The sequence below is a fragment of the Nonomuraea fuscirosea genome, assembly GCF_003001935.1.
Taxonomy (GTDB): domain Bacteria; phylum Actinomycetota; class Actinomycetes; order Streptosporangiales; family Streptosporangiaceae; genus Nonomuraea; species Nonomuraea fuscirosea.
Window position 1 is genome coordinate 61,517 of the sequence record NZ_PVNG01000027.1, and the last position, 26,050, is coordinate 87,566.

Genomic DNA, 26,050 nt, shown 5'->3' on the forward strand with positions numbered 1-26,050 from the left:
TACGTCGTGCGGCGCCGGTCAGGCGGCGCAGGTGGTGCCGTTCGCCGGGACCTTGCCCTCCACCAGGTAGGCGTCCACCGTCTTCATGACGCAGCCGTTGCCGGTCAGATAGGCGCCGTGGCCCTCGCCCTCGTAGGTGACCAGGACGCCCGTCTTGAGCTGGTTGATCAGCTTGCCGGCCCACTGGTACGGCGTGGCGGGGTCGCCCTTGCCGCCGATGACCACGATGGGCGCCGAGCCGGTGGCGTCGATGCGCTTGGCCGCGTCGTCCCCGGGCACCGGCCAGTGGGCGCACGTCCCGGTGGCCCCGTCGAAGGAGAGGATCGGGAAGATCTTCTTCACCTTCTCGTTGACCCGGGCGGTGTGGGCGGCGGTCGGCCGCTCGGTGTTGTCCGCGCAGTTGATCGCCGTCAGGCTCGTCATCATCGTCGAGTACGTCCCGTCCGCCCTGCGCCCGGTGTAGGCGTCGGCCAGGGCGAGCAGGATGGTGCCGTTGCCCTTGATCGCGGCGGCGGTCGCCTGCTCCAGCATCGGCCACGTCTGCTGCGCGTACAGCGGCGTGATGACGGCCAGCTGGCCCAGGCCGTAGGTGAGTTCGCGGTCCCCGACCTTGATCGGCTTGGTCTTGAGCCCGTCGACGAAGTCCTCGATCGTCTTCTCCACGGCCGCCGGGTCGGCGCCCAGGTCGCAGCCCTTGGCCACGCAGTCCTTGGCGAACGCCGCGAACGCCTGGTCGAAGCCGGTCGCCTGGATGACGGCCCGCTCCTCGAACGTCACGGTCGGGTCGAAGGCGCCGTCCAGGACGAAGCGGCCGACGTTCTTGGGGAAGTGGGTGGCGTAGACGGCGCCGAGGTGGGTGCCGTACGACAAGCCGAAGTAGTTGAGCTGCTCGTCGCCGAGCGCGGCCCGCAGGACGTCGAGGTCTTTGGCCGCGTTGACGGTGCCGACGTGCGGGAGGACCTTGCCGGAGTCCTTCGCGCAGGCGTCGGCGTACTCCTTGGCCAGCGCGTCCTGGTCGGCGTCGAGGTCGGCGGTCAGCAACTCCTCGATCTCGTCGCCGCACGTGACGCCCGAGCTGCGGTCGACGCCGCGGGGGTCGAAGCTGACCAGGTCATAGCTCTTGCCCAGACTGGCGAAGGCCGTGGCGGCCATGGCCAGCGTGTCCACGCCCGAGCCGCCGGGGCCGCCGAAGTTGAAGACGAGCGAGCCGGCGCGCTCGCCGGTGGCCTTGATCCGGATGAGCGCCAGGTCGATCTTGTCGCCGTCGGGCTTGGCGTAGTCGAGGGGGACCGGGAGCTTGCCGCACTCGACGCCCGCGGCTGGGGTGGCCGGCTTGCCGTCGGGCCCGACGAGGTCGGTGCACGCGCCCCAGGCCACTGTGCCCGTGCCCGTGCTCGTGCCTGCGCTGGTGGCCGTGGGCTTCGCGCTGTCGCCCGCGGGTGCTGAAGGGCCGGCGGTGCCGCAGGCGGTGAGGACCGCGGCTCCCAGGAGGAGGGTCACTATGGGCTTCTTCATGCATCAAGGATGAGATGCCAGGCATATGCCGATGTAGTGGGCGGAAACACCACTTGTAGATGACTTCGGCGAACAGCCGGAGATGACGAATGTCAGCTCTCGTACGGAGCGGAAGTCAACGCGGTTCTGGTGATCAGCCGTTTCTGGGGCGCCGGATGTACCAGAGGCCGAGCAGGCCGAAGCCGATGCCGGCCACGCAGGTCCAGATCCACCACGAGTTCTCCGGGGCGGGGCGGAAGATCAGCAGGGCGACCAGCGCGACGGCCCAGGCGGCCGTGCCGATGGCGACGGCGGCGGTGTCGTTGGTCTCGATGGGCTCCGGATCGGGATGCCACTGCTGCTTCACGTTGTCCAGCCTAGCTTCCAATCGGGTCTCGATCTCATCACTGGCTCTTTTCGCAGTTCACCACCTACTGTCACCCTTCGCGTCGTGAGCGACACACGTAACGCAATCGATCGTTTCTTCGCGATCTCCGCACGAGGTTCGACCGTCTCCCGTGAGGTACGGGGAGGCTTGGCCACGTTCTTCACGATGGCCTACATCGTGGTACTCAACCCTCTGATCCTGGCGAACGGCAAAGATGTCACCGGTGAGTTCATCGGTGACGGCACGGTGGCCAACGTGCCGCTCGTCGCCGCGGGCACGGCCTTCGTGGCCGGTGTGCTGTCGATCCTCATGGGGGTCGTCGGCAGGGTGCCCTTCGCGATGGCGGCCGGGCTCGGCCTGAACGCCTTCGTCACTTTCAGCATCGCCTCCGTGATGACCTGGGAGGAGGCCATGGGTCTGGTCTTCCTCGAAGGCGTCCTCATCACGATCCTGGTGCTGACCGGGTTGCGGACGGCCGTGTTCCACGCCATCCCGGCCCAGCTCAAGACCGCCATCAGCGTGGGCATCGGGCTGTTCATCGCGCTGATCGGCTTCGTGGACGCCGGATTCGTGCGCAAGGGCGGCGGCACGCCGCTGGAGCTGGGCATCGGCGGCAACCTCACGTCGTGGCCGATCTTCGTGTTCATCGTCGGGCTGCTGGCCACGGCCGCGATGGTGGCGCGCAAGGTCAAGGGCGCCATCCTCATCGGCATCGCCGGCACCACGATCCTGGCCGTCATCGTCGAACTGCTGGCCAAGGTGGGCCGGGCCTCGGCCGACAACCCCGGCGGCTTCCAGCTCAACGTGCCCACCGTGCCGGACCAGATCCTCGGCTTCCACAACCCGCTCGTGCTCTTCACCGAGTTCGACCCGTTCGGCGGGTTCGTCCGCGTGGACGTGCTGCTCGCCGGGCTGTTCGTGTTCACGCTGCTGATCACGGACTTCTTCGACACCATGGGCACCATCGTGGGCGTCGGGCGGCAGGCCGACCTGGTGCAGGAGGACGGGACGCTGCCGCGTACCAAGCAGATCCTGCTCATCGACTCGCTCGGCGCGGCGGCGGGCGGCGCGGGCTCCGTCTCGTCGAACACCACCTACATCGAGTCGGCGGCCGGTGTCGGCGAGGGCGCTCGCACTGGCCTCGCCAGCGTGGTCACCGGGCTGCTGTTCCTGCTGGCCATCTTCTTCGCGCCGCTGGTCGAGGTGGTCCCGTACGAGGCCGCCGCCCCGGCGCTGGTGCTGGTCGGGTTCATGATGATGACCGCGGTCAAGGACATCGACTGGACCGACTTCGAGATCGCCGTACCGGCGTTCCTCACCGTGGTGCTCATGCCGTTCACGTACTCGATCTCCAACGGCATCGGCGCGGGCTTCATCACGTACGTGCTGATCAAGGTGGTTCGCGGTAAGGCGCGGGAGATCCACCCGCTGCTGTGGGGCGTGGCCTTCCTCTTCGCGCTCTACTTCGCGATCGGCCCGATCAGGGCGGCGCTCGGCATCTGACGATCCGGCCGCAGCCCGTCGATCCGGTCGGCACGTCCCGTATGTCGATCCGGTCGAAGCCCGTCGAGATCGATCGAGGCCGTCCCGCGCAGGCGGGGCGGCTTCGAGGTATCAAGGGATCAGACGAACGTTCTGTACGGAAATATCCCACCATGCCGTATAGTTAGCAAAGGTAATGACTCATGCTAACCAAACCCCAGCCCAAGATGGACCTGCGCAGCGACGCGGGTCTCGCTTCAGCCCTGCGCGTTTCACTCGCAAGGCTGAACCGACGCCTACGACGACAGGCGGCAGCGCACACACTGACTCCCACGCAGTTCGCGACGCTCGCCGCGGTGGAACGGCATTCCGGGATAACCCCCGGCGAATTGGCCGAGCTCGAGAAGGTGCAACCGCCCTCGATGACCCGCGTGATCGCCGCGCTAGAGGAACGCGGCCTGGTCGCCCGCAGCCCGCATCCGACCGACCGGCGGCAGGTGACCGTCTCGGTGACCGAGGCCGCCGAGAAGTTGCTGAAGGAGGAGCGACGCCGCAAGGAAGCGTGGCTGACGCAACGCCTGAAGGAGCTGTCTCCGGAAGAGAGAGCGATCCTCAGGCAGGCGGCGCCGCTGCTGGAGAAGCTCAGCAGGATATAGAGCCTGAAGAACCCAAGACCGGGATGTTCCGGTCGCTCAGGATTCGTAACTACCGCATGTTCAGCGCGGGCGGCGCGGTGTCCAACGTCGGCACCTGGCTGCAGCGCACCGCCCAGGACTGGCTGATCCTCGACCTCACCCACGGCAGCGCGAGCGCCCTCGGTACGGCGACCGCGCTGCAGTTCCTGCCGATGCTGCTCTTCGGGATGTTCGGCGGCGTGCTCGCCGACCGCTACCCCAAGCGCCCGATCCTCATCACCGCCCAGTCGCTCATGGCCGGCCTCGCGCTGACCATCGGCCTGCTGACGATGACGGGCACCGCCCAGGTCTGGCACGTGTACGTCATGGCGTTCCTGCTCGGCATGATCTCCTGTGTGGAGGTGCCGACGCGGCAGGCGTTCGTGGTCGAGATGGTCGGCCGCCAGGACCTGCCCAACGCGATCGCCCTGAACAGCTCCATCTTCAACCTCGCCCGCGTGCTCGGCCCGGCGCTCGCCGGCGTGCTGATCTACGTCCTGGGCGGCACGGGGCCGCTGTTCCTGATCAACGCCCTGACCTTCGGCGGAGTCATCTCCAGCCTGGTCTTCATGCGCAAGGCCGAGCTGAACCTCTCCGAGCCGGTGCCCAGGGCCAAGGGCCAACTGCGCGAAGGACTCCGGTACGTGCTCCGGCACGAGGAACTGCTGATGCCGGTGCTGCTGATCGCGTTCGTGTCGATGTTCTCGCAGTCGTTCTCGATGTCGATCGCGCTCATGGCCCGCGAGGTGTTCGCGGCCGGGGCGTCCTCGTTCGGACTGGCCTCCAGCATGTTCGCGGTGGGAGCGTTCGGCGGCGCGCTGCTCGCGGCCCGGCGGGCGCGGCTGTCGCGGAAGGTGCTCTTCTCGGGGGCGATCGGGTTCGGGCTGTTCCAGATCCTGACCGGGATCGCACCGTTCTACCCCGTTTACCTGCTGCTGCTGATTCCCACCGGGATCGCCTTGATCACCATCAACACGGCGGCCAACGCCAGCGTCCAGATCGCCACGTCGCCTGAGATGCGGGGCCGGGTCATGGGCATCTACATGCTGGTCTTCACCGGCGGAGCTCCCCTCGGGGCACCGCTGATCGGCTGGCTGTCCGAAATGGGCGGGCCGCGGATGGGCGTGATCCTGTCCGGCGCCCTGGTGCTCGTCGGCACGGGACTGGCCGTGGTGGTGACACGGCTGATCAGCTCACGGGTGGGCAGGCCGGCGCTCGCGGTGGCATGAGTCATTCACACCGCGAAGCTCTGGCGACACCCTTGACCATGGGGCGACGAGCTCCGAAGCGGCCGACGTAGGGCGACCCCCTCCGGGGCAGCCGACGTCTGAGGACGGGCGGCGAAGCACGGCGACGGGTTCGCGTAACGGCGCCTGCAGCTTCGACGTCGGGCGACGGGCATGGGAACAGCGACGAGCATGAGAACGGCGACGGGTATGGGGACGGCGACGAGCTCCGAAGCGTGACGACGCTCCTAGGCTAAGCCGACGACCTTGGGCGGGGGCGACGAGCTCCAAGCAGACGACGGGACGTGACCGGCGTATAAGGCACGGCGGTGGGCTTGGAGCTACGGGGCTCGACGCTTCGGGGTTCGGAGCTTCGGGGCTTGGCGGACCGGCGGTGGGAGCCGGTGTGACGGGTGAGGCGAGGCCGGGGCAGAATCGCATGACATGAAGCTCTTCACGACTCCTCCGGCACCGCCGGCATGAGGTTGTTCGCGGCTTTGGTGCCGCCTGATGAGGTGTTGGACGAGCTCTCCCACGCCATCGCCCCCCACGTCGGGCAGGTGCCGGGCCTGCGCTGGCCTGACCGTGCGACCTGGCACATCACGCTGGGGTTCTTCGGTGATGTGCCCGAGGGGGTGCTGCCTGAGCTGGAGACGCGCCTGGCCCGGGCCGTGGCTCGCCACCCTGCGCCGGAGCTGTCGTTCGACCGCTTCGGCGCCTTCTCCTCCGTACGCCGGGCGCGGGTCTTCTGGGCGGGCGTCACCGGCGACCCCATGACCAGACTGGCCGACTCCGTCAAGGCGGGTGCGCGCCGGGCGGGGGCGTCCCAGACGGACGACAAGCGTTTCCACCCGCACCTCACCCTGGCCAGGGCCAAGACGGAGCTCGATCTCCGCGACCTGGTCGAGTCGCTGGCCGGGTTCAGCGGCTCCGTCTGGCGGGCCGAGCACGTTCACCTGGTCCGGAGCCATGCCGGGCCACAGGTGAGGTACGAGTCACTCGCCGAATGGGCGCTCGCACCCGCCGAGCGGGGCTAGGCTCCAGGTCGTGGATCGTCCTCGCCCCTGGCTGCTGCCCATCGTGCTCGGCCTCCTCCTGCTGATCGTGATCATCGGCGCCTGGCTGAGCTGAGCCGCCCAGCCAACCTGAGGTACGCGGCATCCGGGTGGCCTGAGGTGCGCGGCGTCCGGGTGGCCTGAGGTGCGCGGCGTCCGGGTGGCCTGAGGTGCGCGGCGTCCGGGTGGCCTGAGGTGTGCGGCGTCCGGCCCTCTTGAGCTGTGAGGCATCGGGGTGACTGAGGTGTGCGGCGTCCGGCCCCCTTGAGCTGCGAGGTGCCTGGCGACCAAAGGCGTGAGGTGCCCGGGTGACCCGGCCGGTCCCGGCCTGATCGTCCGCCCCACCTTCCCCGCCGCACCCTCCGCTAAGGCCGCACAGCCTTGATGAGGCCACCCGCTCCGGTACGGCCGCCCGCCTAGGTCGGGCTACCCGCTCCGCCCTGCTACGACCGCGCCCACGGCTACGACCGCGCTGCCCTTGTATGGGACCCGCACGCACCGCCCTGATGCGGCCACATCGCCCTTGTCGGCCTTTGTACGGCGGCACCCGCTGTGGGGCCGCGCCGCCTTTGTCGGGCCGCACGCTTCTCCGTGATGCGATAGCGCCGCTCAAGCCGGGCCGTATCGCCTTTGTCGGGCTGCACGCACTTTTCCGGTGCGTTCGCACCTGCTGGTAGGCCGGGCCGCTTTGTCGAGGCGCATACACCTCCCCAGTACGGCGGCACCCGCTGGTAGGGCCGCGCCACCTGGGTCGGGCCGCATGCTGCGCCCTGATGCCATAGCGCCGCCCTAACGGGGCCTAAGCGCCTTGGTCGGGTCGCACGCACTGCCCCGCAATGGTCGCGCCAGCCTGGCAAAGCCGTATCGCCTATGCCAGGCCGCACGCACCACGCTGGTATGCGCCGCACCCGCTGGTAGCGGTTGCGCCGTCACTGTCGAACCGCATGCACAGCCCCGTACGGCCGCGCTTATGCACCGCCCTGGCAAGCCGAGGCCACAAGCCGAGGCCCGGTGGAGAACGGCCGGGCCTCGGGATGCGGTGTTACCAGGCGTAGTCCTCGGGGGCCGTGCGGTGGCCCGGGAAGATTTCGTCGATGCGGGCCAGGGCGGCCTCGTCGAGGTCGATCTCCAGGGCGCGCAGGCTGCCTTCGAGTTGTTCCATCGTGCGCGGCCCGATGATCGGGGCGGCGACGGCGCGCTGCTTGAGCAACCAGGCCAGGGCCACGTTGGCCGGGTCCTCGTTGAGCTCGTCGCAGAACTTCTCCCACTGCTCGATCTTGTCGCGGTGCCGTTCGAGCTGCTTGACCATGTTGTCGGCGGCCGAGCGGCCCTTGTCGATCTTGCGCAGCACGCCGCCGAGCAGGCCGCCGGCCAGCGGGCTCCACGGGATGACGCCGAGGCCGTAGTCCTCGCACGCGGGCAGCACTTCGAGCTCGGGAGCCCGGGTGAGCAGGTTGTAGTGGGACTGCTCGCTGATCAGGCCGGTGAAGTTGCGGCGGGCCGCCGTCTCCTGGGCCTTGGCGATGTGCCAGCCCGCGAAGTTGGACGAACCCACGTAAATGATCTTGCCCTGCTGCCGCAGGACCTCCATGGCCTCCCAGAACTCCTCGAACGGGGTGTCCCGGTCGACGTGATGGGCCTGGTAGATGTCGATGTAGTCGGTCTGCATCCGCTTCAGCGAAGCGTCGCAGGCCCGGCGGATGTTGAGGGCGGACAGCCGGCGTTCGTTGGGCCAGTCGCCCATGTCGCCGTAGACCTTGGTCGCGAGGACCGTCTTCTCACGCCGCCCGCCGCCCTGGGCGAACCACCGGCCGAGGATGTTCTCGGTGATCCCCGCGCCCTTCTGGCCCCCATAGACGTTCGCCGTGTCGAAGAAGTTCAGCCCCAGCTCGTGAGCCCGGTCCATGATCGCGAAGGAGTCTTCCTCCGTGGTACGCGGGCCGAAGTTCATGGTGCCGAGGCTGAGCGGGCTCACCAGGAGGCCGCTGCGTCCGAGATTGACGTAGTCCATGACTTCACCCTAAATAGCTGGAGTGCACTCCAGGCCAGAGGGTGGATTCGTGAACTCGGTCGACACCGGCGCCTGACGGGCGCATCATCGGTCGCGATGATCGCCCTGCTTCGCGCCGCCGTGCCGCTCTTTCTCGCCATGATCACCGGTCAGCTCGGCTCGCTCGTGGTCACCTCGGTGCTCGGTAACCATGCCACGGTCACGCTGGCGGCCTTCGCGGTGGTGACCGCCGTGCTCAATCCTGCCAGCACGGCCGTGCAGGGCTCGCTGCGCGGTCTCGGGCCGTTCGTCGCGCCGTACCGGGACGATCCGGCGGCGGCGGTGCCCGTGATCAGGGACGCCCGCTGGCTGAGCATGACCACCGGGCTGGTCGGCGCCACGGCCGTCGCCTGCGTGCCGCTGCTCGCCGGGGCCACCGGGGTGCCCGGCGAGGTGGTGGCGGAGATGGGGGCGCTGCCGTATTTGCTGGCGGTGTATCTGCTCGTCTTCGCCTCCACCGGCGGCGCCACCACCATCCTGGTCGCGCTCGGGCGCGGCGGGAGCGTGATGTGGCCGACCCTGTCGTTCGCGGCGCTGCTGGGCGGGCTGAGCGCCGTGCTGGTGCCGGCGCTGGGGCTGACCGGGGTCGGCGTGGCCTGGGTGACCGCGGGCGTGGTGTCGGCGGTGGTGGCCGCCCTCAGCCTGCGCCGGGCGCTCGGCCGGGCGATCGGCCAGGCCAGGCCCAGGATCCGCGAGATCATCACCCTGGCGAAGGTCAGCATCCCGCTGGCCGGCACCGTGCTGATCAAATTCGCCGTGCTGGGCGTGGTCACCCTCGCCGCGAGCACCACCGGCACCCGCGACACCGCCGCCCACGCGGTGCTGACCACGCTCACCGGCTTCATCATGGTGACCTCCCTGTCCATCGCCTCGGCCGCGTTGCCCGACGTGGCGCGCGCCACCGACACCGCCGGGGCCCGGCGGGCCCATCGCGGCGCGGTTCTGCTCGCCATAACAGGGACGCTTGTGGTGGCCGGTCTGCTGCTCGGGTTCGGGGAAAATCTTCTGGTGCTGTTCAGCGACGACGCCGCCGTCCGGGACCGGGTGCTCGGGCTGCTGCCGCTGATGCTGCTGGCCTCCGCGCTCGACGCGGCGCAGGCCGTGCAGGGCACCGGCCTCACCGCGCTCAAGCGCTCGTCGTCCAGTCTGATGTTCCTCGCGATCGGGTACGGCCTGCTGCTCCTGGCCGCCGTGCCCGTGGCCGGGACCTGGGGCGTCACCGGCCTGTGGGCGGCCATGGCGGTGGCCAACGGGCTCCTGGTCGTGCTGCAGGGCACCGGTTTCCGCCGCCACAGCGCCAAACTGGGCGAGCCTAGAACCCCGGCAGGGACAGTTCACCCGCCCACGCCCGATACGTGTACGAAACCCCCTGCCGCACCCGGCCGCTCGTGACATCCACCGCGTACACCGTCTCACCCAGCGCCTGATGGCCGGCGTCGGCGATGACGCCGACGTCGCGGCCAAACGGGAGATCATCCGCACCATGGCCGACATCCGGATCAGCCTGGCAGCCGCGTGGGCATGAGTGGCCGTTCGCGCCGCAACGAGCAGATGGACGCCACGCCGTTGGAAGGCGGGCCCGAGGCGGTGCGTGGGGCATGATGGCGGCGTGGGGGACTTCGTGACCAGGGTGCTCGCCGCCGTCGCGGCTCTTTTCCTGCTGCCCGCCGCGCCCGCCTTCGCGGCGGACGACGACGGCACGGAGAAGTTGTTCGTCTTCAAGGATCCGCGGATCACGGAGTCGAGCGGGCTCGCGGTGTCGCCGACGCACGACGGCGTCTACTACACCCACAACGACAGCGCCGCCGCGCCCACCTTCTACGCCGTGGACGGCCGGGGACGTACGCGGGCCACCTTCCAGGTACGCGGCGCCGAGGCGCGCGACTGGGAGGCCATGGCCGCCACCAAGGACCCGGCGACCGGCCGGGGGGTGCTCTGGTTCGCCGACATCGGCGACAACCTGGACGGCGCGTGGCCGAACGTCTCGGTCTACAAGGTGACCGAGCCGCATACGCTCAGGGACGCCACGCTGCCCGCGGTCCGCTACCGCTTCCGGTACGCCGACGGCGCCCGCAACGCCGAAGGCGTCATGATCAACCCGGTGACCGGGCGGCTCTACGTGGTCTCCAAGGAGTTCGCCGGCTCGGTCTACGCGGCGCCGAAGAAGCTGCGCAGCGACAAGGTGAACGTGCTGCGCAAGGTCGGTGGCGCGCCCATCATGGCCACGGACGCCGCCTACGCGCCCGACGGCTCTTCCTACGTCGTGCGCACCTACTTCTCCGCCACCCTGTTCAAGCCGTCGGGCGAGACGATCGCCAAGGTGACGATGCCGGATCTGAAGCAGGCGGAGTCGATCGCGTACACGGCCGACGGGAAGGCGCTGCTCACCGGCTCGGAGGGGCCCGGCAGCCCGGTCTACCGCGTGCCGCTTCCCGACCGGGCGCGTCCCACCGCCACGCCCAGCCCGTCCAGCTCGTCCAGGGCGGAGGAGCGTGAGGAGAGCGGCTCGCCCGTCGCCGCGCAGGCGGACTCGGGGGGCGGCGGGCTGACGGTCACGGACGTGCTCATCTGGCTGGCCGCCGCCGCGGCCGCCATCGGAGTGATCACCTTCCTGGCCCGCCGCACCCGCTGACCCGCAAGAGAGAGCGCGCTGGTCACGAGAGAGCGCGCTGGCCAGAGGCGGCGCATGGCGGCGGTGAGCAGGTCGCCCGGTCAGGGGCGGCGCATGGTGGCGGTGAACAGGTCGCCTCTCAGTGCGCGTTCGACCACCTCGATCGAACGCGCCAGCCGCACCAGCCGCGGCCCCTCCTGCCGGTAGGTGTCGAGCACCGCCTCGATGGCGTGCGGCGGCAGGTGACCCTTGAGGTCGACGGCCGCCCCCCGGTAGCCGGCGCGCGCGGCCTCGACGGCCGAGGTGACGTGGTGGCGGGCCATGGCGGCCAGCGCCACGGGGTGTCGCCTGAGCACCTCGTACGCCCGGTAGTCGGGCGGCACCGCGTCCAGCAGCCAGGCCACGGCCGTGGTCTCCCAGTCGGGCACGCTGGGCGGCCGGACCTCCGGCGGCCACTCCGGCGGCAGATACATGAGACCATCGTACTCACGTTCGATTCCGGGCTGTGGGCCCGCCGGGCATGATGAAGTGATGCCCCGTGTGATCGTCCTTGACGCGATGGGAGTCCTGTACCGGTACGGCGATGTTCAGGGCCGGGTGCTGATCCCCTACCTGCGGGCCCGTGGCTGCGAGCGGACCGAGGCCGAGATCCGGGCCGCCTACCGGTCGGTCACGCTCGGGCGCATCACGACCGGGCAGTTCTGGACGGCGGCCGGGCTGCCGGAGGAGAGGGACGAGGACTACTGCCGGGAGCACCGGCTCACCGAGGGCGCTCAGGAGGCTCTCGCCGAACTGGCGGGCGACGGTCTGGAGCTCGCCTGCCTGAGCAACGACGCGGCGGCGTGGTCCGCGCTCGTCCGCCGCCGTTTCGGCCTGGAACGGCGGGTCCGGCGGTGGTTCGTCAGCTCGGATCTGCGCGCCCGCAAACCTGACGAGGAGGCGTACGAGGCGGTGCTCGGTGCGCTGGGCGTCGCTCCTGGGGAGGTGGTGTTCGTGGACGACCGGCCGGTCAATCTCGCTCCCGCGCGTTCGCTGGGGATGAGGACGGTGCTCTTCCGCAGCGACGACACCGACGCCCACCCCGAGCCTGCCGCCGGACGAGAACCGCACCGCGCCGTCGGGACGATGCCCGAGCTGGTCGCCGCGGTTCGCGAACTTTCCCCGGCACACGGTTGAGCCCGCTCGACCGGCTCTCCGGGGATATGGCGGTCATGGGCGGATGGCCGGAAAATCGGAGGTGTGAGGGAGAAGATCGGAGTCGTGGGCGCGGGCATCGTCGGTCTGGCCGTGGCGCGGGAGCTGGCCACCGTCAGGGGCGCCGAGGTCACCGTGCTGGAGAAGGAGGGGCGCGTCGGCGCCCACCAGACCGGGCACAACAGCGGCGTCGTGCACGCGGGGATCTATTACCCGCCGGGCTCGCTGAAGGCCAGGCTGTGCCGGGAGGGCGTGGCGCTGCTCAAGGAGTACTGCGCCGCGCACGGGGTGGCCTACCAGGAGGTGGGCAAGCTGGTGATCGCGAGCACGCGGGCCGAGCGGCCCCGCCTGAGCGCGCTGGCCGAGCGGGCGCGGGCCAACGGCGTGCCCGGCATCGCCGAGCTGGACGCGCTGGCGCTGCGCGAGATCGAGCCGCACGCGGTCGGCGTCGGCGCCGTGCACTCGCCGTACACCGCGATCTGCGACTTCCCCGCCGTCGCGCGGCGGCTCGCGCTGGACGTGGCCGAGCTGGGCGGGTCCGTCCGGCTGGGGCATCCGGTCAGGGCGATCAGGGAGCGGGCGGGCCGGGTCGAGGTGCTGGCGGGCCGGCGCGGGCACGTCTTCGACCAGCTGGTGGTGTGCGGCGGGCTGGGCACCGACGCGGTGGCCAGGATGGCGGGGGCGCCGGGGGACGTGCGGATCGTCCCGTTCAGAGGAGAGTTCTACGCGCTCAAGGGAGCGGCGCGAGACCTCGTGCGGGGGCTGGTCTATCCGGTGCCTGATCCGCGTTACCCGTTCCTCGGCGTGCATCTGACGCGGCAGGTCGACGGGCGGGTGCTGGTGGGGCCGAACGCGGTGCTCGCCCTCGCCTACGAAGGCTACAGATGGCGAAATTTCCGTAATATCGGGCAAATTCTCGGCTGGCCGGGCACCCTGCGCATGGCCCGCTCCCACTGGCGGACGGGCCTGAGAGAGGTCCGCGGCTCGCTCTTGAAGAGCGCGTTCGTCGGCGACGCCCGCCGCTACGTGCCCGAGCTCACCGCCGCTGACCTGGAACGGGCTCCGGGCGGCGTACGCGCGCAGGCCGTGGCCCGCGACGGCCGTCTGCTCGACGACTTCGTTGTGGACGTGCACGGCAAGGTCGTCCTCGTCCGCAACGCGCCCTCGCCCGCGGCCACCTCAAGCCTGGCCATAGCCCGGCATATCGCCGGAATTGTCCCAGCACTCGTCCGATGAGGGCATCCTTGGAGGTGATGGAATCACGCCTGCTGATAGTCGAGGACGACCCGAACATCCTCGAACTCCTCGCCGCGAGCCTCAGGTTCGCGGGTTTCGACGTGTCCACGGCGAAGAGCGGCCTCGACGCCGTGGCCTCGGTGCAACGGCACCGCCCCGACCTCGTCGTGCTCGACGTCATGCTGCCCGACCTCGACGGTTTCGAGATCGTCAGGCGGATGCGCGGCGGCGGGGTGCACACCCCTGTGGTCTTCCTCACCGCGCGTGACGAGACGGAGGACAAGATCCGCGGGCTGACGCTCGGCGGCGACGACTACGTGACCAAGCCGTTCAGCCTGGAGGAGGTGGTCGCCAGGATCCACGCCGTGCTGCGAAGGACCAGCGGGGACTCACCAGCGGCGCCGCCCAGGCTCACGTTCGCCGACATCGAGCTGGACGAGGAGAGCCACGAGGTGTGGCGCGGCGGCAACGCCGTGGCGTTGTCGCCGACCGAGTTCAAGCTGCTGCGTTACTTCATGACGAACGCCGGCCGCGTCCTGTCCAAGCCGCAGATCCTCGACCACGTCTGGGACTACGACTTCCGCGGCGAGGTGGGGATCGTCGAGTCGTACGTGTCCGTGCTCCGCCGGAAGATCGACAACCGGAGCCCGCGGCTCATCCACACCCTGCGGGGTGTCGGCTATGTCCTGCGTCTGCCACCGAGTCCCTGATGCGCGGCCTGCCGCTGCGGATCAAGCTGATCGCGTCGATGCTGACCCTGCTCGGTTTCGGCATGTTCTTCATCGGCCTGGTGAGCGTGTCCGTGCTGCACGGCTACCTGATCGACCGGGTGGACAGCCAGCTCCACCTGCTCAGCGCGCGGATGGAGAAGAAGGTCAGGAGCGACTGGCGGAAGGACAGGGAGACGGCCGAACGGCCGATCCTCATCGAGTCCGACGCCATCGCCCTGGTCAAGGAGCCGAACAGCGACTTCGTGCCGATGCTGACCGACCGGGACGTGGACGCCAAGCCGAAGCCGGTCCTGTCGACGTCGCCCGGCACCGAGGCCTACACCGCGCCCGCCATGAGCGGCCCCGGCGAGTGGCGGGTGCTGGAGACCGTGGACAGGTGGCGCACGCTGGTGGTCGCGGTGGACCTGGAGGAGGTCGACGCGATCACCCGGCGGTTAGTGCTCATCGAGCTGCTCGGCGGCGGCGGGATCCTGCTCATCCTGGCCGTGGCCGGCGTCACGATCGTCCGGCACAGCATGCGGCCGCTCGGCCAGATCGAACGTACGGCCGAGGCCATCGCCGCCGGTGAGCTGGGCCGGCGGGTGCCGGACGGCGACCCGCGCACCGAGGTGGGCGGCCTGGCCAGGTCGCTGAACGGGATGCTGGCCCAGATCGAGAGCGCGTTCGCGGCCAGGTCGGCCTCCGAGGAGGCGGCCCGGCGCTCCGAGGACCGCATGCGCCAGTTCGTCGGCGACGCCTCGCACGAACTGCGCACCCCGCTGACCTCCATCCGCGGCTTCGCCGAGTACGCCAGGCAGAACCCGGGCGCCGACCCCGTCGAGCTGATGCAGCGCGTGGAGCAGGCCGCCGGCCGGATGAGCGTGCTGGTGGACGACCTGCTGCTGCTGGCCAGGGTGGACCAGCAGCGGCCGCTGCGGATGCAGCCGGTGGACATGCTGGCGCTGGCGGCGGACGCCGTACAGGATGCCCGGATCATCGCGCCCGACCGGACGATCAAGCTCGACGTGGTCGGCGGCACGGCCCTGATCGTCTCCGGCGACGAGGTACGCCTGCGCCAGGTCATCAGCAACCTCGTCACCAACGCCCTCGTGCACACCGACCCCGGCTCCCCGATCATCGTGCGCACGGGGACGAGCGGCGACAAGCTCTTCGTCGAGGTCGTCGACCACGGTCCCGGCCTGACGCCCGAGCAGATCGAGCACGTCTTCGAGCGCTTCTACCGGGCCGACTCCGCCCGCTCGCGCCGCCGCTCGGCCGAGGACCGGGGCAGCGGGCTCGGCCTGGCCATCGTGCAGGCCCTCGTCCAGGCCCACGACGGCACCGTCACCGTGGAGAGCTCGCCTGAGGCCGGCTCGACCTTCCGGGTCGAACTCCCACTCGCCTTGGAGTGAGCCTTCAGCTAACCCTCAGGCTGCTGCGTCACTCTAAGTAGGTGACGAAACCCGAGGCGTTGATCATGGTGGTGGACGACGAGCCCAGCATCAGGGATCTGCTCTCCGCCAGCCTGCGCTTCTCCGGGTTCGAGGTCCTGACCGCCGCCGACGGCGAGGAGGCCGTCGAAGTGGCCGTAAGGACCTCTCCCGACCTGGTGGTGCTCGACGTGATGCTGCCCGACCTGGACGGGTTCGAGGTGGCCAGGCGGATCGACGCGCCCGTGCTCTTCCTGACCGCCCGCGAGGCCACCGAGGACAAGATCACCGGGCTGCGGGTCGGGGACGACTACGTGACCAAGCCGTTCAGCCTGGAGGAGGTCCAGGCCAGGATCAGGGCGGTGCTGCGGCGTACGCGCGGCGAGTCCGCGCCCGCCAGCCGGCTCAAGGTGGCCGACCTGGAGCTGGACGAGGACGCCCGCGAGGTCTGGCGCGGCGGCCGTCAGGTGCGCCTGTCGCCGACCGAGTTCAAGCTGCTGCACTACTTCATGGTCAACGCCGGGCGCGTGCTGTCGAAGGCGCAGATCCTCGACCACGTGTGGAACTACGACTTCGGCGGCGACGCGGGCGTGGTCGAGTCGTACGTCTCCTACCTCAGACGCAAGGTCGACGATGTCGAGCCGCGGCTCATCCACACCCTGCGCAGCGTCGGTTACGTGCTTAGAGAGCCGCCGCCCGGTTAGTTTGACAGCATGGACCTGCTGGGCGCGCTCGAGTCGCTGCGGCGACCGCTGGAGCGGGAGCTGTTCCCGCTGGCCGTCGGCGAGGCGGAGGCCGACAGGCGCGCGCTGCGCGAGCTGACCGGGCAGCTCGACGACTACCTGCTGCCCAGGCTGCGGGCCTTGGACGCGCCGCTGCTCGCCGTCGTCGGCGGTTCGACCGGGGCGGGCAAGTCCACCCTGGTCAACTCGCTGGTCGGGGCCGACGTGGCCGAGCCGGGCGTGCTGCGGCCCACCACGCTGGTGCCGACCCTCGTGGTCAGCCCGGCCGACCGGCCCTGGTTCCTGGGCCAGAACGTGCTGCCGGGCCTGTCCCGCGCCACCGGCGGCGGCCCCGGCGCGCTGCGCGTGGTGGACTCGCCGGCGCTGGGCGCGGGGCTCGCCCTGCTCGACGCGCCCGACATCGACTCCGTGGTGACCGCCAACCGGGAACTCGCCGCCCAGCTGCTGGCAGCCGCCGATCTGTGGCTGTTCGTCACGACCGCCGCCCGCTACGCCGACGAGGTGCCGTGGGGCTTCCTGCGCTCGGCCCGCGAACGCAGCACCGCCCTGGCCGTCGTCCTCGACCGCGCCCCGCCCGAGGCCGTCGAGCCCGTAAGCCGCGACCTGACCAGGCTGCTCGCCGAGAACGGTCTCGAAGGCACCCGGCTGTTCACCGTGCCCGAGGCCGCGCTGCCCGACGAGAAGGCCCGGCTGCCCGCCTCCTCCGTCGAGCCCATCTCCACCTGGCTGACCGGGCTGGCCTCGGACGCCGCCGAGAGGTCGCGCGTCGTCCGCCAGACGCTGTCAGGGGCGCTCGACAGCCTGGCCGTCCGGGTGCCGTCGCTGGCCGATGCCGTCGAACGCCAGCAGACCGCGTTCGACGGGCTGCGCTCGATCGTGGCGGGTGCGTACGCGGGCGGGATGGCCGACTTCGACGAGGGCATGCGTGACGGCTCGCTGCTGCGCGGCGAGGTGCTGGCGCGCTGGCAGGACTTCATCGGCACCGGCGACCTCATGCGCTCCCTGGAGAGCCGCGTCGGCTGGCTGCGTGACCGCATCGTCGGCTTCTTCACCGGGCGGGTGCCCGAGGCGCAGCTCAGGGACGCGCTGGAGAGCGGGGTGGAGGCGCTGATCAGGGGCGCCGCCGACGGGGCCGCCGAGCGCGCCCTGGAGGGGTGGTCGGCCGCGCCGGGCGGGCCGGGGCTGCTCGACCGGCTGGGCGCCGTCGAGTCCGCCCGCCTCGGCCGGGCCTCGGCCGACCTGGGCAAGCGGGCCGAGGCGGCGGTGCGGGGGTGGCAGGAATACGTGCTCGATCTCGTACGCGAGGAAGGAGCCGAACGGCGCACCACCGCCAGGGTGGCCTCCTTCGGCGTGAACGGGGCCGGGCTGCTGCTCATGCTGGCCGTCTTCGCCTCCACCGGCGGGCTGACCGGGATCGAGGTGGGGATCGCGGGCGGGACCAGCGTGCTGTCGCAGAAACTCCTTGAGGCCGTCTTCGGCGACCAGGCCGTACGGACGCTGACCGTGCGGGCCAGGGAGGATCTGCGGGAACGGGTGCGGGGGCTGCTGGACGAGGAGTCCGGGCGGTTCCTGACCCAGCTGGAGAGCATGGAGCCGCCCCGCGGCACGGCGGACGGGCTCCGCGCGGCGGCGCGGCGCATCCGCGACCACCGCGCCGAACTCCCCAGCACGGCCGGCGACACGGGCACGGCCGGCGACACGGGCACGGCCGGCGACACGGGCACGACTGGCGACGCGGATAGTTCCGCCGACGCGGGCACGGCCACGACGGCGGAACTGCCCGCGCCGCACCTGGACGCGCCCGGGACGGAGCCGCCCGCCAGACCTGGACCGGACGCGCGGCGGGCCGGGGACCGGGACGGGCTGGGGGAGAGGTCGTGAAGCTGCTGCGGCGTAAGGAGGGGCCGTCGCTGGACTCCCGGCTGGCCGCGTTGCGGGAGGCCGCCGACCTGGCGGAGGGGCGGCTGCCCGAGCAGGTCGTGTCCGGCGCGCGGGCCGTCGCCGACCGTGCCGGCGTACGTCGTGAGCTGTCCATCGAGCACACCGTCGCCGCGCTGGCCGGAGCCACCGGCAGCGGCAAGTCCTCGCTCTACAACGCGCTGGCCGGGCAGGACCTGGCCGACGTGGGCGTCACCAGGCCCACGACCTCGGCCGCCCAGGCGGCGCTGTGGGACGGGGACGGCGCGGGGCCGCTGCTCGACTGGCTGGACGTACCGAAACGTCATGCGGCCGACGGCCACGCGGACCACGCCGGCCCCCGCACCGGCACCGACGCTGGGGCTGATCTGTCCGGGTTGGTGTTGCTTGATCTGCCCGACCACGACTCCATCCGCCTGTCACACCGGCTGGAGGTGGATCGGCTGGTGGAGCAGGTCGATCTGCTGATCTGGGTGGTGGACCCGCAGAAGTACGCCGACGCCGCGCTGCACGAGCGCTACCTGCGCCCGCTGGCCGGGCACCGGGACGTGATGCTGGTCGTGCTCAACCAGGTCGACCGCCTGCCCGTCCCGGCCGTGGAGCGGTGCCTGGCCGACCTGCGCCGGCTGCTGGACGAGGACGGGCTGGCCGGCGTCCCCGTCCTCGCTGTCTCGGCCCGTACGGGGGAGGGCGTGCGGGAGTTGCGCTCGCTGCTGCGTGAGCGGGTCGCGGAACGCGCGTCCTGGTCGGCCCGCCTGGCCGCCGACATCACGGCCGCCGCCGACCACCTCGCCCCGCCCGAGGCGCGGGGGGAGCCCGTCGCGGCCACAAAGCGGATGCAAGGGGCGGAACGGGCGCTCACCGGGGCGCTCAGCACGGCGGCCGGGGTGCCGCTGGTCGTCCAGGCCGTGGCCAAGGGGCATCGGCATCGGGCCGTGGTCGCCACCGGATGGCCGCTCACCCGCTGGATCAGAAGGCTGCGGCCCGACCCGCTGCGCCGACTCCGCATCGGCGGCATCCCGCACGACCGGCTGAACGGGAAGCGCGGACGACAGGACCGGAAGCTCGACCGGCAGAGCACGAAGCTCGACGGGCGGGACAGGACGCTCGACGGGGCGGGCAGGGAGCGCGACCGGCGGGATCGGGAGGACCGGCAGATCGTCGGGCGCACCTCCGTACCGGCGGCTTCGGCCGTGCAGCGGGCGCAGGTCGAGACCGCGATCAGGGACGTCGGCGAGGTGGCCGCGGCCGGACTGCCGGGGCCGTGGGCGGCGTCGGTACGTGAGGCGGGCAGGTCGCGCGCCGGCGAGCTGACGGACGCGGTGGACCGGGCGGTGGCCACGACCTCCGCCGGAGCCACGAGGCGGCCCCGGTGGTGGCGGGCCGTGAACGTGCTGCAGTGGCTGGTGTTCGCGACCATGCTGGCCGGCGTCCTGTGGCTGGGCGGGCTGTTCGCGATGGACTACCTGCGCCTGCCCCAGCCGCCGCTGCCGACCGTGGGCGTGGTGCCGTGGCCGACGGCGCTGCTGGTGGGCGGGGCGCTGGCGGGCGTGGTGATCGCCCTGCTGTCGCGGCTGGCGGCCTGGGCGGGCGGCCGGCGCCGGGCCCGCCGTACGGCCAAGGCTCTGCGTGCGGCGATCGGACAGGTCGGGCGGGAGTACGTGCTGGGGCCCGTGGAGACGGAGCTGGCGGTGTACGCCCGCTTCGCCGAGACCCTGGACCTGGCCCGCGGCAGAACCTGAGAGCACTCGGGCCAGAGTCAGCGTCGGACGGTGACGGCGTTCATGGGCGCCTGAGAAACGTGACGGCGTTCAAAGGCGTCTGAGGAGCGCCAGGGCCAGGGCCGCTCCGATCAGGGCGAAGGCGGCGGCGGTGAGGAAGGGGGCCGTGGGGCCGAACCGGTCGCCGGCCACTCCGGCGACCGCCGCGCCGGTCGCGCCGCCCGTGCCGATGGCCGTCGAGACCCAGCCGAACGCCTCCGCCTGCGCGTCCGGCGCGTACACGTCCACCAGCAGGGAGGACGTCGTCAGCGCCGGGGTCAGCGCCAGCCCGGCGGCGAACAGGGCCGCCCAGAACAGCCCCATCCACAGCAGCGACCCCGACGCCGGAGTGCCGAGCAGGGCCAGGGGCGTCAGGGGGAGGCCGAGGGCGAGCAGCAGGGCCGCGAGCCGGGCCGGGACCGCCGAGCGCCATCGCCGGGAGCCGTACACCATGGCGCCGGTGATGCCGCCCACCGACAGCGCCGCCACCAGCGGCCCGGTCGCGGCGGGCAGGCCGCGGGCGGCGGCCAGCGCGGGCACCCCCACCTGCACCGCTCCGATGAAGCCGCCCAGCAGCAGCACCACCGGCAGCAGCACGAACATGCCGCGGTCGGCGAACACCCGTCTCCGGCCCCGTGCGGAGACGGCCGAGCCGGTCCGCAGCGCCCGGGCGTAGGCCAGCGTGCCCGCCCCGGCCGCCGCCGCGACCGCGCCCAGCGCCAGCGAGGCCGAGGCCACCGCGATCAGCAGGCCGAACAGCAGCGGCCCGGCCAGCATGGCCAGCTCCTGGACCAGGAAGACGAGGCTGTAGGCGGCGGTACGCCCCTCGGCGGGCGTCCTGCGGCCCCATTCGAGCCGCATGCTGACGGAGATCGGCGGCAGCGCGACCCCGACGATCCAGGCCAGCGCCACCATGGGCCACTGCGGCCGGCCGGGCTGGGCGTAGCCGACCAGCGCCAGCAGCGCCGCCACGTGCAGGAGGGCCGTGGCGGCCAGCACCGGACGGGGACCGTGGCGGTCCATGAGGCGTCCCAGCACGGGCCGGCCCATGCCCGCCCCGACGGAGAACGCCGCCGCCGTCAGTCCGGCGAGGGCGAGGGAGCCGCTCGCGCGCTGCGCGACGAGCACCAGCCCGACCGGCGCCACCTGCTGCGTGAGCTGCGCCAGGAACCCGAGCACGGCCTGCGCCGCGACGCCGGGCAGGCCGAGCAGCCTGCGGTGGGGGAGGCCGCCGGATCCGTCGCGGGTCACCGCCGCAGGCTACCTCCGGAGATCACCCGATCGGGCAGCCGTACGTTCTCATCGACTTCTCGTTCTGGAACGTGATGTCCTCCGCCGGCATCGGCGTCTCCGAGATCGAGAGGGTGGCCACGCCGGGCTCGGTGAGGAAGCCGCCGTCCACGTGCCAGTCGCCGGGCACCGACGTTGCTCGGGTTCAGGGGGCCCATGGATTGGTCCTTCCGATCGGCGAACACACCCGAGGAGATGTCCGGATATGGGCGGAGTGTTTCAGCCCGTTCCGAGGGATCCGGCCACTTCGCGGAGGGCCGCGAGGAGCGGGCGCAGGAGGGGGTGGGCGTCGGAGCCCCGTCGTACGGCGGCGAAGACGCGGCGTTCAGGGCCCGGCGTGTGCCGCACCACGACCCCCGGCAGCGCCATGTCCCGGAGCGCCAGCCGTGGCACCAGCGCCACCCCGGCACCCGCCCCGACCAGGGCGACCACGGCGCGGAAGTCGTCGGAGCAGTGGACCAGGTCGGGCGTGAATCCGGCCTGCTGGCAGGCGAACGTGATCACGTCGTGCACGGGGTTGCCGGGATGGGGGCCGATCCAGGTCTCGGTGGCGAGTGAGACGAGGGTCGCCGAGCCGGCCAGTGGATGATCGCGGGGGAGCACCAGGTCGAACGGCTCGGCGTACAGGGGATGGCGGGACAGGCGGCGGTCGGCGGCGTCGGGGGCGCCGCGGTATTCGACCGCGATGGTCAGGTCGGCGCGCTCGTCGAGCAGCATGAGCAGGCCGTGGTCGCCCTCGGCGTCGTGGACGCGGACGCGCAGGCCGGGGGCGTCGTGGCGGAGGGCGGCGATGGCGGGGGAGAGCACGGCGCTGATCGCGGTGGCGAAGCAGGCCACGGTCACCTCGCCGGCCGCGCCCGTCGTGTACGCGGCCACCTCGGCCTCGGCGCGTTCGAGCTGGGCCAGGACCTCGTTGGCGTGCGCCACCATGATCTTGCCCACCGCGGTGAGGTGCACGCCGCGCCCGTCGCGGGTGAGCAGGCGGTGGCCCACCTCGTGCTCCAGCGCGGCGAGCTGCTGGGACACGGCGGAGGGCGTCAGGTGCAGCGCCGCCGCGGCGGCGGTGACCGTGCCGTGGTCGGCCACCGCGCGCAGCGTGCGCAGTCGCCGCGTGTCTATCACGCGAGCGAGGATACTCAGCCCCCGAGCTTGCGGGAGCGCCTGGAGCTCAGCCCCGGGCTTGGGCGAACGCCTGGAGTGCGCGCTCGACGTCCTGCTCGGAGTGCGCGGCCGACAGTTGCACCCTGATCCTGGCCTGGCCGTGCGGTACGACGGGGTAGGAGAAGCCGATCACGTAGATGCCCAGGTCGAGCAGGCGTTCGGCCATGGCCCCCGCCTCGGCGGCGTCACCGATCATGACCGGCACGATCGGGTGGTCGCCGGGCAGGATGTCGAAGCCGGCCGCGGTCATCCCGTCGCGGAAGCGGGCGGTGTTGGCGCGCAGCCGTTCCCTGGCCTCGCTGGAGGTCTCCAGCAGGTCGAGAATGCGCAGCGACGCGGAGGCGATGACGGGGGCGAGGGAGTTGGAGAACAGGTAGGGGCGCGAGCGCTGGCGCAGCAGCTCGCAGATCTCCGTGCGGGCGGCGACGTAGCCGCCGCTGGCCCCGCCCAGCGCCTTGCCCAGCGTGCCGGTGATGATGTCGATCCGGTCGGTGACACCGTGCAGTTCGGGCGTGCCGCGGCCGGTCAGGCCGACGAAGCCGACGGCGTGGGAGTCGTCGACCATGACCATGGCGTCGTACTGGTCGGCCAGGTCGCAGATCTCCCGCAACGGCGCCAGATATCCGTCCATGGAGAACACGCCGTCGGTCACGATCAGCCGCCGCCGCGCCTCCGACGCCTCCTTCAGCCGGGCCTCCAGCTCGGCCATGTCGCGGTTGGCGTAGCGGAAGCGCTGGGCCTTGGACAGGCGGATGCCGTCGATGATGCTGGCGTGGTTGAGCGCGTCGGAGATCACCGCGTCCTGGGCGTCGAGCAGGGTCTCGAACACGCCGCCGTTGGCGTCGAAGCAGGAGCTGTAGAGGACGGTGTCCTCCATGCCGAGGAAGTCCGACAGGCGCGACTCCAGTTCCTTGTGCACCTCCTGGGTGCCGCAGATGAAGCGTACGGAGGCCATGCCGAAGCCCCACCGGTCGAGCGCCTGCTTGGCCGCCTCGACCACGGTCGGGTCGTCGGCCAGGCCCAGGTAGTTGTTGGCGCAGAAGTTGAGCACCTCGCGGCCGGCCACGCTCACCTGGGAGCTCTGCGGGGTGGAGATGACGCGCTCGGGCTTGAGCAGCCCGGCCTCGGTGATCTCGTCGAGCGTCGTACGCAGCTGCTCGCGCACGTTCGTGAACATCAGGCGCTCCTGTTCGTGGTGGCTCCGGCCGGCTCGCCGCCGGTTTCCCCCGAGCTGGACGCGTCGCTCCAGTCGAGGATGACCTTGCCCGTCCTGCCGCCGGCCGCCGTCTCGAAGGCGGCGTCGAAGTCCCGGTACGAGAACCGGTCGGTGATCACGGGGGAGAGGTCGAGGCCCTTCTCCAGCAGGACGGACATGTTGTACCAGGTCTCGTACATCTCGCGGCCGTAGACCCCCTTGATCGTGATCATGGAGGTGACCACGGTCGACCAGTCCACGGCGAACTCCTCGGCCGGCAGTCCGAGCATGGCGATCTTCCCGCCGTGGGTCATGCTCGCGAGCATGTCGCGCACGGCCGTCGGATTGCCGGACATCTCCAGCCCCACGTCGAAGCCCTCGCGCAGGTGGAGCTGCCGCATGCCTTCGGCGATCGAGGACCTGGAGACGTTGACGGCCAGGGAGACGCCGAGCTTGCCGGCCAGGTCGAGCCGCTCGTCGCTGACGTCGGTGATCATCACGTTGCGCGCGCCGACGTGGGTGGCCACGGCCGCCGCCATCAGGCCGATCGGGCCCGCGCCGGTGATCAGCACGTCCTCGCCGACCAGCGGGAACGACAGCGCGGTGTGCACGGCGTTGCCGAACGGGTCGAACAGGGCGGCGATGTCGGGGTGGACGGGCACGCGGTGCACCCAGACGTTGGAGGCGGGCAGCGTGACGAATTCGGCGAAGGCGCCGTTCCTGTTGACCCCGAGGCCGACCGTGTTGCGGCACAGGTGCCGGCGGCCGGCCATGCAGTTGCGGCACTTGCCGCACACGAGGTGACCCTCGCCGCTGACGAGGTCGCCGACGGAGATGTCCTCGACGCCCGGCGCCACCTCGACCACGTGCCCGGAGAACTCGTGCCCGACGACGAGCGGCAGCTCCAGCGTGTGCCTGGCCCAGTCGTCGAACTTGCGGATGTGCAGGTCGGTGCCGCAGATCCCGGTGCGCAGCACCCGGATCTTCACCTCGCCGGGCCCCAGCTCGGGCTCCGGCACGTCCGTCAGCCACAACCCGGGTTCGGCCCGCTCCTTGACCAGCGCTTTCATGGCCTCACTTCCCCCTTAAGAACCTAACGCACCATGCCCGCAGGACCCGGGACGTGTCCATCGAGGAGTTCTTAAGTGCCCCCACAGCTCCGCTTCACGCGGCAGGCACGTGGCAGGCGGCCGCGCCACGGCGCGGGAAAGCGGGAAAAGCGGCGGGGAGAACGGCGGGAGGACGGCGGGAGGACGGCGGAGAAGGCGGCGGGAAAGCGTTCCGGCGGGTCCCGGCCGCCGATGAGACGGCCGGAACCCGCCGGGAACGGCAGGCCGGCGAACGCCGGAGGACGGTCAGCGATCGGCCTCCGTCGGGTTCCGGTCCAGGCCGGGGAACGGCGACGGCTCCTCGTTCCGCTGGGTGAGCTGCCGGGGCCCGTTCGGGCTCTCCGCCTCCTGGGCGTCGGCGACCGCCTCGGCCGCCGCCTCGGATGCCTTGGCCACCTCCTCGTCCGCCGCGGAGGTCTCGGGCATCTCGTCCCGCGTGGCGGCCGAACGGGGCAGGGCCTCGGTGAACGCCTTGGAGACGCCCTGCAGCGCGGAGGTGACCTCGCTGGGGATCACCCAGAACGTGTTGCCGTCGCCCTGCGCGAGCTGCGGCAGCACCTGGAGGTACTGGTAGGCGAGCAGCTTCGGGTCGGGGTCGTTGCGGTGCACCGCCTGGAAGACCTGGTCGATGGCCCGCGACTGGCCCTCGGCCTCCAGGATGGCGGCCGTGCGCTGGCCCTCGGCGCGCAGGATGCGGCTCTGCTTGTCGCCCTCGGCGGTGAGGATCTGCGACTGCCGCTGGCCTTCGGCGTTCAGGATGGCCGCGCGCTTGTCACGCTCGGCCCTCATCTGCTTCTCCATGGCGTCTTTGATCGTTTTCGGCGGGTCGATCGCCTTGATCTCGACGCGGTTGACGCGCAGCCCCCACTTGCCGGTGGCCTCGTCGAGGACGCCGCGCAGCTGGCTGTTGATGGTGTCGCGGGAGGTCAGCGTCTTCTCCAGGTCCATGGAGCCGACCACGTTGCGTAGTGTGGTGACGGTCAGCTGCTCGACACCGGTGATGTAGTTCGCGATCTCGTACGCCGCCGCTCGCGGGTCGGTGACCTGGAAGTAGAGGACGGTGTCGATCTCGACGACCAGGTTGTCCTCGGTGATGACCGGCTGGGGGCGGAAGGAGACGACCTGCTCACGCAGATCCATCATGGGGTGGACGCGGTCGATGTAGGGGATGACGAAGTTGAGGCCCGGCTTGAGCGTGCGGTGGTAGCGGCCGAGGCGCTCGACGTTGCGGGCACGGGCCTGCGGCACGATGCGTACGGCCTTCAACAGGGTCATGACGGCGAAAAGTATGACGAACAGTCCGACCAGCAACAGCGGATCCATGG

At 71.2% G+C, this 26,050-nt stretch carries 23 protein-coding genes; 13 read left to right on the top strand and 10 right to left on the bottom strand.

Annotated features, from left to right (window positions below):
- Positions 1-18: 18 nt before the first annotated feature.
- Both B0I32_RS46300 and B0I32_RS46305 read right to left on the bottom strand, forming a co-directional pair.
- Entirely contained in the window at positions 19-1,515 is a 1,497-nt protein-coding gene (locus B0I32_RS46300; RefSeq protein ID WP_106250625.1) for an alpha/beta hydrolase, read from the bottom strand.
- A 133-nt stretch (positions 1,516-1,648) separates the two neighbouring features.
- Positions 1,649-1,861, bottom strand: a complete 213-nt coding sequence (locus B0I32_RS46305) for a DUF2530 domain-containing protein (RefSeq protein WP_245956542.1) — start codon at positions 1,859-1,861, stop codon at positions 1,649-1,651.
- A gap of 84 nt (positions 1,862-1,945) precedes the next feature.
- Between B0I32_RS46305 and B0I32_RS46310 the strand changes: the two genes are divergently transcribed.
- From B0I32_RS46310 to thpR, 4 genes are all read left to right on the top strand, one after another.
- Positions 1,946-3,385 (top strand): NCS2 family permease, encoded by a 1,440-nt coding sequence (locus B0I32_RS46310; protein WP_281262670.1) that lies wholly within the window; start codon positions 1,946-1,948, stop codon positions 3,383-3,385.
- A gap of 182 nt (positions 3,386-3,567) precedes the next feature.
- Complete coding sequence (locus B0I32_RS46315) at positions 3,568-4,020, top strand: MarR family winged helix-turn-helix transcriptional regulator (RefSeq protein ID WP_106250628.1); 453 nt, start codon at positions 3,568-3,570, stop codon at positions 4,018-4,020.
- A gap of 23 nt (positions 4,021-4,043) precedes the next feature.
- Positions 4,044-5,267, top strand: coding sequence for an MFS transporter (locus B0I32_RS46320; RefSeq protein ID WP_106250630.1), 1,224 nt, complete (start codon positions 4,044-4,046; stop codon positions 5,265-5,267).
- 476 nt (positions 5,268-5,743) lie between these two features.
- Positions 5,744-6,301: an RNA 2',3'-cyclic phosphodiesterase gene (thpR, locus tag B0I32_RS46325; RefSeq protein ID WP_106250631.1), complete on the top strand. Its 558-nt coding sequence runs from the start codon at positions 5,744-5,746 to the stop codon at positions 6,299-6,301.
- A 1,060-nt stretch (positions 6,302-7,361) separates the two neighbouring features.
- On the opposite strand, the gene B0I32_RS46330 is transcribed toward thpR, so the two are convergent.
- Positions 7,362-8,330 carry an aldo/keto reductase gene (locus B0I32_RS46330; protein ID WP_106250633.1) on the bottom strand — a complete coding sequence of 323 codons (969 nt, stop codon included), beginning with the start codon at positions 8,328-8,330 and terminating at the stop codon, positions 7,362-7,364.
- Positions 8,331-8,426: 96 nt separating this feature from the next.
- Here B0I32_RS46330 and B0I32_RS46335 point away from each other — a divergent pair, with 96 nt between their 5' ends.
- Both B0I32_RS46335 and B0I32_RS46340 read left to right on the top strand, forming a co-directional pair.
- On the top strand, positions 8,427-9,761 hold the full coding sequence (locus B0I32_RS46335) for an MATE family efflux transporter (protein ID WP_106250635.1): 1,335 nt from the start codon (positions 8,427-8,429) through the stop codon (positions 9,759-9,761).
- Positions 9,762-9,978: 217 nt separating this feature from the next.
- Complete coding sequence (locus B0I32_RS46340; protein WP_106250636.1) at positions 9,979-11,001, top strand: hypothetical protein; 1,023 nt, start codon at positions 9,979-9,981, stop codon at positions 10,999-11,001.
- An 80-nt stretch (positions 11,002-11,081) separates the two neighbouring features.
- Here B0I32_RS46340 and B0I32_RS46345 read toward each other — a convergent pair whose 3' ends face one another.
- The gene (locus tag B0I32_RS46345; protein WP_106250638.1) at positions 11,082-11,453 is read right to left on the bottom strand and encodes a hypothetical protein; all 372 of its coding nucleotides are present in this window, start codon (positions 11,451-11,453) and stop codon (positions 11,082-11,084) included.
- 58 nt (positions 11,454-11,511) lie between these two features.
- On the opposite strand from B0I32_RS46345, the gene B0I32_RS46350 reads away from it, so the two are divergent.
- From B0I32_RS46350 to B0I32_RS46380, 7 genes are all read left to right on the top strand, one after another.
- Positions 11,512-12,156 carry an HAD family hydrolase gene (locus B0I32_RS46350; RefSeq protein WP_106250640.1) on the top strand — a complete coding sequence of 215 codons (645 nt, stop codon included), beginning with the start codon at positions 11,512-11,514 and terminating at the stop codon, positions 12,154-12,156.
- Positions 12,157-12,219: 63 nt separating this feature from the next.
- Positions 12,220-13,410, top strand: a complete 1,191-nt coding sequence (lhgO, locus tag B0I32_RS46355; RefSeq protein WP_106250642.1) for an L-2-hydroxyglutarate oxidase — start codon at positions 12,220-12,222, stop codon at positions 13,408-13,410.
- A 17-nt stretch (positions 13,411-13,427) separates the two neighbouring features.
- Positions 13,428-14,120 (top strand): response regulator transcription factor, encoded by a 693-nt coding sequence (locus B0I32_RS46360; protein WP_106250846.1) that lies wholly within the window; start codon positions 13,428-13,430, stop codon positions 14,118-14,120.
- Positions 14,120-15,532: a sensor histidine kinase gene (locus B0I32_RS46365; protein WP_106250643.1), complete on the top strand. Its 1,413-nt coding sequence runs from the start codon at positions 14,120-14,122 to the stop codon at positions 15,530-15,532. The genes B0I32_RS46360 and B0I32_RS46365 overlap by 1 nt, the downstream gene beginning before the upstream one ends.
- 65 nt (positions 15,533-15,597) lie before the next feature.
- On the top strand, positions 15,598-16,254 hold the full coding sequence (locus tag B0I32_RS46370; RefSeq protein ID WP_106250847.1) for a response regulator transcription factor: 657 nt from the start codon (positions 15,598-15,600) through the stop codon (positions 16,252-16,254).
- 9 nt (positions 16,255-16,263) lie between these two features.
- Complete coding sequence (locus B0I32_RS46375) at positions 16,264-18,174, top strand: GTPase family protein (protein WP_245956547.1); 1,911 nt, start codon at positions 16,264-16,266, stop codon at positions 18,172-18,174.
- On the top strand, positions 18,171-19,952 hold the full coding sequence (locus B0I32_RS46380; protein WP_106250645.1) for a YfjP family GTPase: 1,782 nt from the start codon (positions 18,171-18,173) through the stop codon (positions 19,950-19,952). Before B0I32_RS46375 ends, B0I32_RS46380 begins: the two co-directional genes overlap by 4 nt.
- Before the next feature lie 69 nt (positions 19,953-20,021).
- Here the strand turns inward: B0I32_RS46380 and B0I32_RS46385 are convergent, their stop codons facing one another.
- The 6 genes from B0I32_RS46385 to B0I32_RS46405 all read right to left on the bottom strand — a co-directional run bounded on the left by B0I32_RS46385 (position 20,022) and on the right by B0I32_RS46405 (position 26,048).
- Complete coding sequence (locus B0I32_RS46385; protein WP_106250646.1) at positions 20,022-21,221, bottom strand: MFS transporter; 1,200 nt, start codon at positions 21,219-21,221, stop codon at positions 20,022-20,024.
- 22 nt (positions 21,222-21,243) lie between these two features.
- Positions 21,244-21,390: a hypothetical protein gene (locus B0I32_RS58370; RefSeq protein ID WP_181308540.1), complete on the bottom strand. Its 147-nt coding sequence runs from the start codon at positions 21,388-21,390 to the stop codon at positions 21,244-21,246.
- 89 nt (positions 21,391-21,479) lie between these two features.
- Positions 21,480-22,382, bottom strand: coding sequence for a LysR family transcriptional regulator (locus B0I32_RS46390; protein WP_106250648.1), 903 nt, complete (start codon positions 22,380-22,382; stop codon positions 21,480-21,482).
- Between the two features lie 46 nt (positions 22,383-22,428).
- Complete coding sequence (locus B0I32_RS46395) at positions 22,429-23,598, bottom strand: glycine C-acetyltransferase (RefSeq protein ID WP_106250649.1); 1,170 nt, start codon at positions 23,596-23,598, stop codon at positions 22,429-22,431.
- Entirely contained in the window at positions 23,598-24,686 is a 1,089-nt protein-coding gene (gene tdh / locus B0I32_RS46400; RefSeq protein WP_106250651.1) for an L-threonine 3-dehydrogenase, read from the bottom strand. Before tdh ends, B0I32_RS46395 begins: the two co-directional genes overlap by 1 nt.
- Before the next feature lie 285 nt (positions 24,687-24,971).
- Positions 24,972-26,048, bottom strand: a complete 1,077-nt coding sequence (locus B0I32_RS46405; RefSeq protein WP_106250653.1) for an SPFH domain-containing protein — start codon at positions 26,046-26,048, stop codon at positions 24,972-24,974.
- Positions 26,049-26,050 lie beyond the last annotated feature (2 nt).

Coding starts and splice junctions, on each gene's coding strand:
- tdh (WP_106250651.1), bottom strand. CDS start 24,686: ATGAAAGCGCTGGTCAAGGAGCGGGCCGAACCCGGGTTGTGGCTGACG.
- B0I32_RS46335 (WP_106250635.1), top strand. CDS start 8,427: ATGATCGCCCTGCTTCGCGCCGCCGTGCCGCTCTTTCTCGCCATGATC.
- B0I32_RS46365 (WP_106250643.1), top strand. CDS start 14,120: ATGCGCGGCCTGCCGCTGCGGATCAAGCTGATCGCGTCGATGCTGACC.
- B0I32_RS46330 (WP_106250633.1), bottom strand. CDS start 8,330: ATGGACTACGTCAATCTCGGACGCAGCGGCCTCCTGGTGAGCCCGCTC.
- B0I32_RS46375 (WP_245956547.1), top strand. CDS start 16,264: ATGGACCTGCTGGGCGCGCTCGAGTCGCTGCGGCGACCGCTGGAGCGG.
- B0I32_RS46300 (WP_106250625.1), bottom strand. CDS start 1,515: ATGAAGAAGCCCATAGTGACCCTCCTCCTGGGAGCCGCGGTCCTCACC.
- B0I32_RS46395 (WP_106250649.1), bottom strand. CDS start 23,598: ATGTTCACGAACGTGCGCGAGCAGCTGCGTACGACGCTCGACGAGATC.
- thpR (WP_106250631.1), top strand. CDS start 5,744: ATGAGGTTGTTCGCGGCTTTGGTGCCGCCTGATGAGGTGTTGGACGAG.
- B0I32_RS46315 (WP_106250628.1), top strand. CDS start 3,568: ATGCTAACCAAACCCCAGCCCAAGATGGACCTGCGCAGCGACGCGGGT.
- B0I32_RS46370 (WP_106250847.1), top strand. CDS start 15,598: ATGGTGGTGGACGACGAGCCCAGCATCAGGGATCTGCTCTCCGCCAGC.
- B0I32_RS46320 (WP_106250630.1), top strand. CDS start 4,044: ATGTTCCGGTCGCTCAGGATTCGTAACTACCGCATGTTCAGCGCGGGC.
- B0I32_RS46360 (WP_106250846.1), top strand. CDS start 13,428: ATGGAATCACGCCTGCTGATAGTCGAGGACGACCCGAACATCCTCGAA.
- B0I32_RS46350 (WP_106250640.1), top strand. CDS start 11,512: ATGCCCCGTGTGATCGTCCTTGACGCGATGGGAGTCCTGTACCGGTAC.
- B0I32_RS46405 (WP_106250653.1), bottom strand. CDS start 26,048: ATGGATCCGCTGTTGCTGGTCGGACTGTTCGTCATACTTTTCGCCGTC.
- B0I32_RS46345 (WP_106250638.1), bottom strand. CDS start 11,453: ATGTATCTGCCGCCGGAGTGGCCGCCGGAGGTCCGGCCGCCCAGCGTG.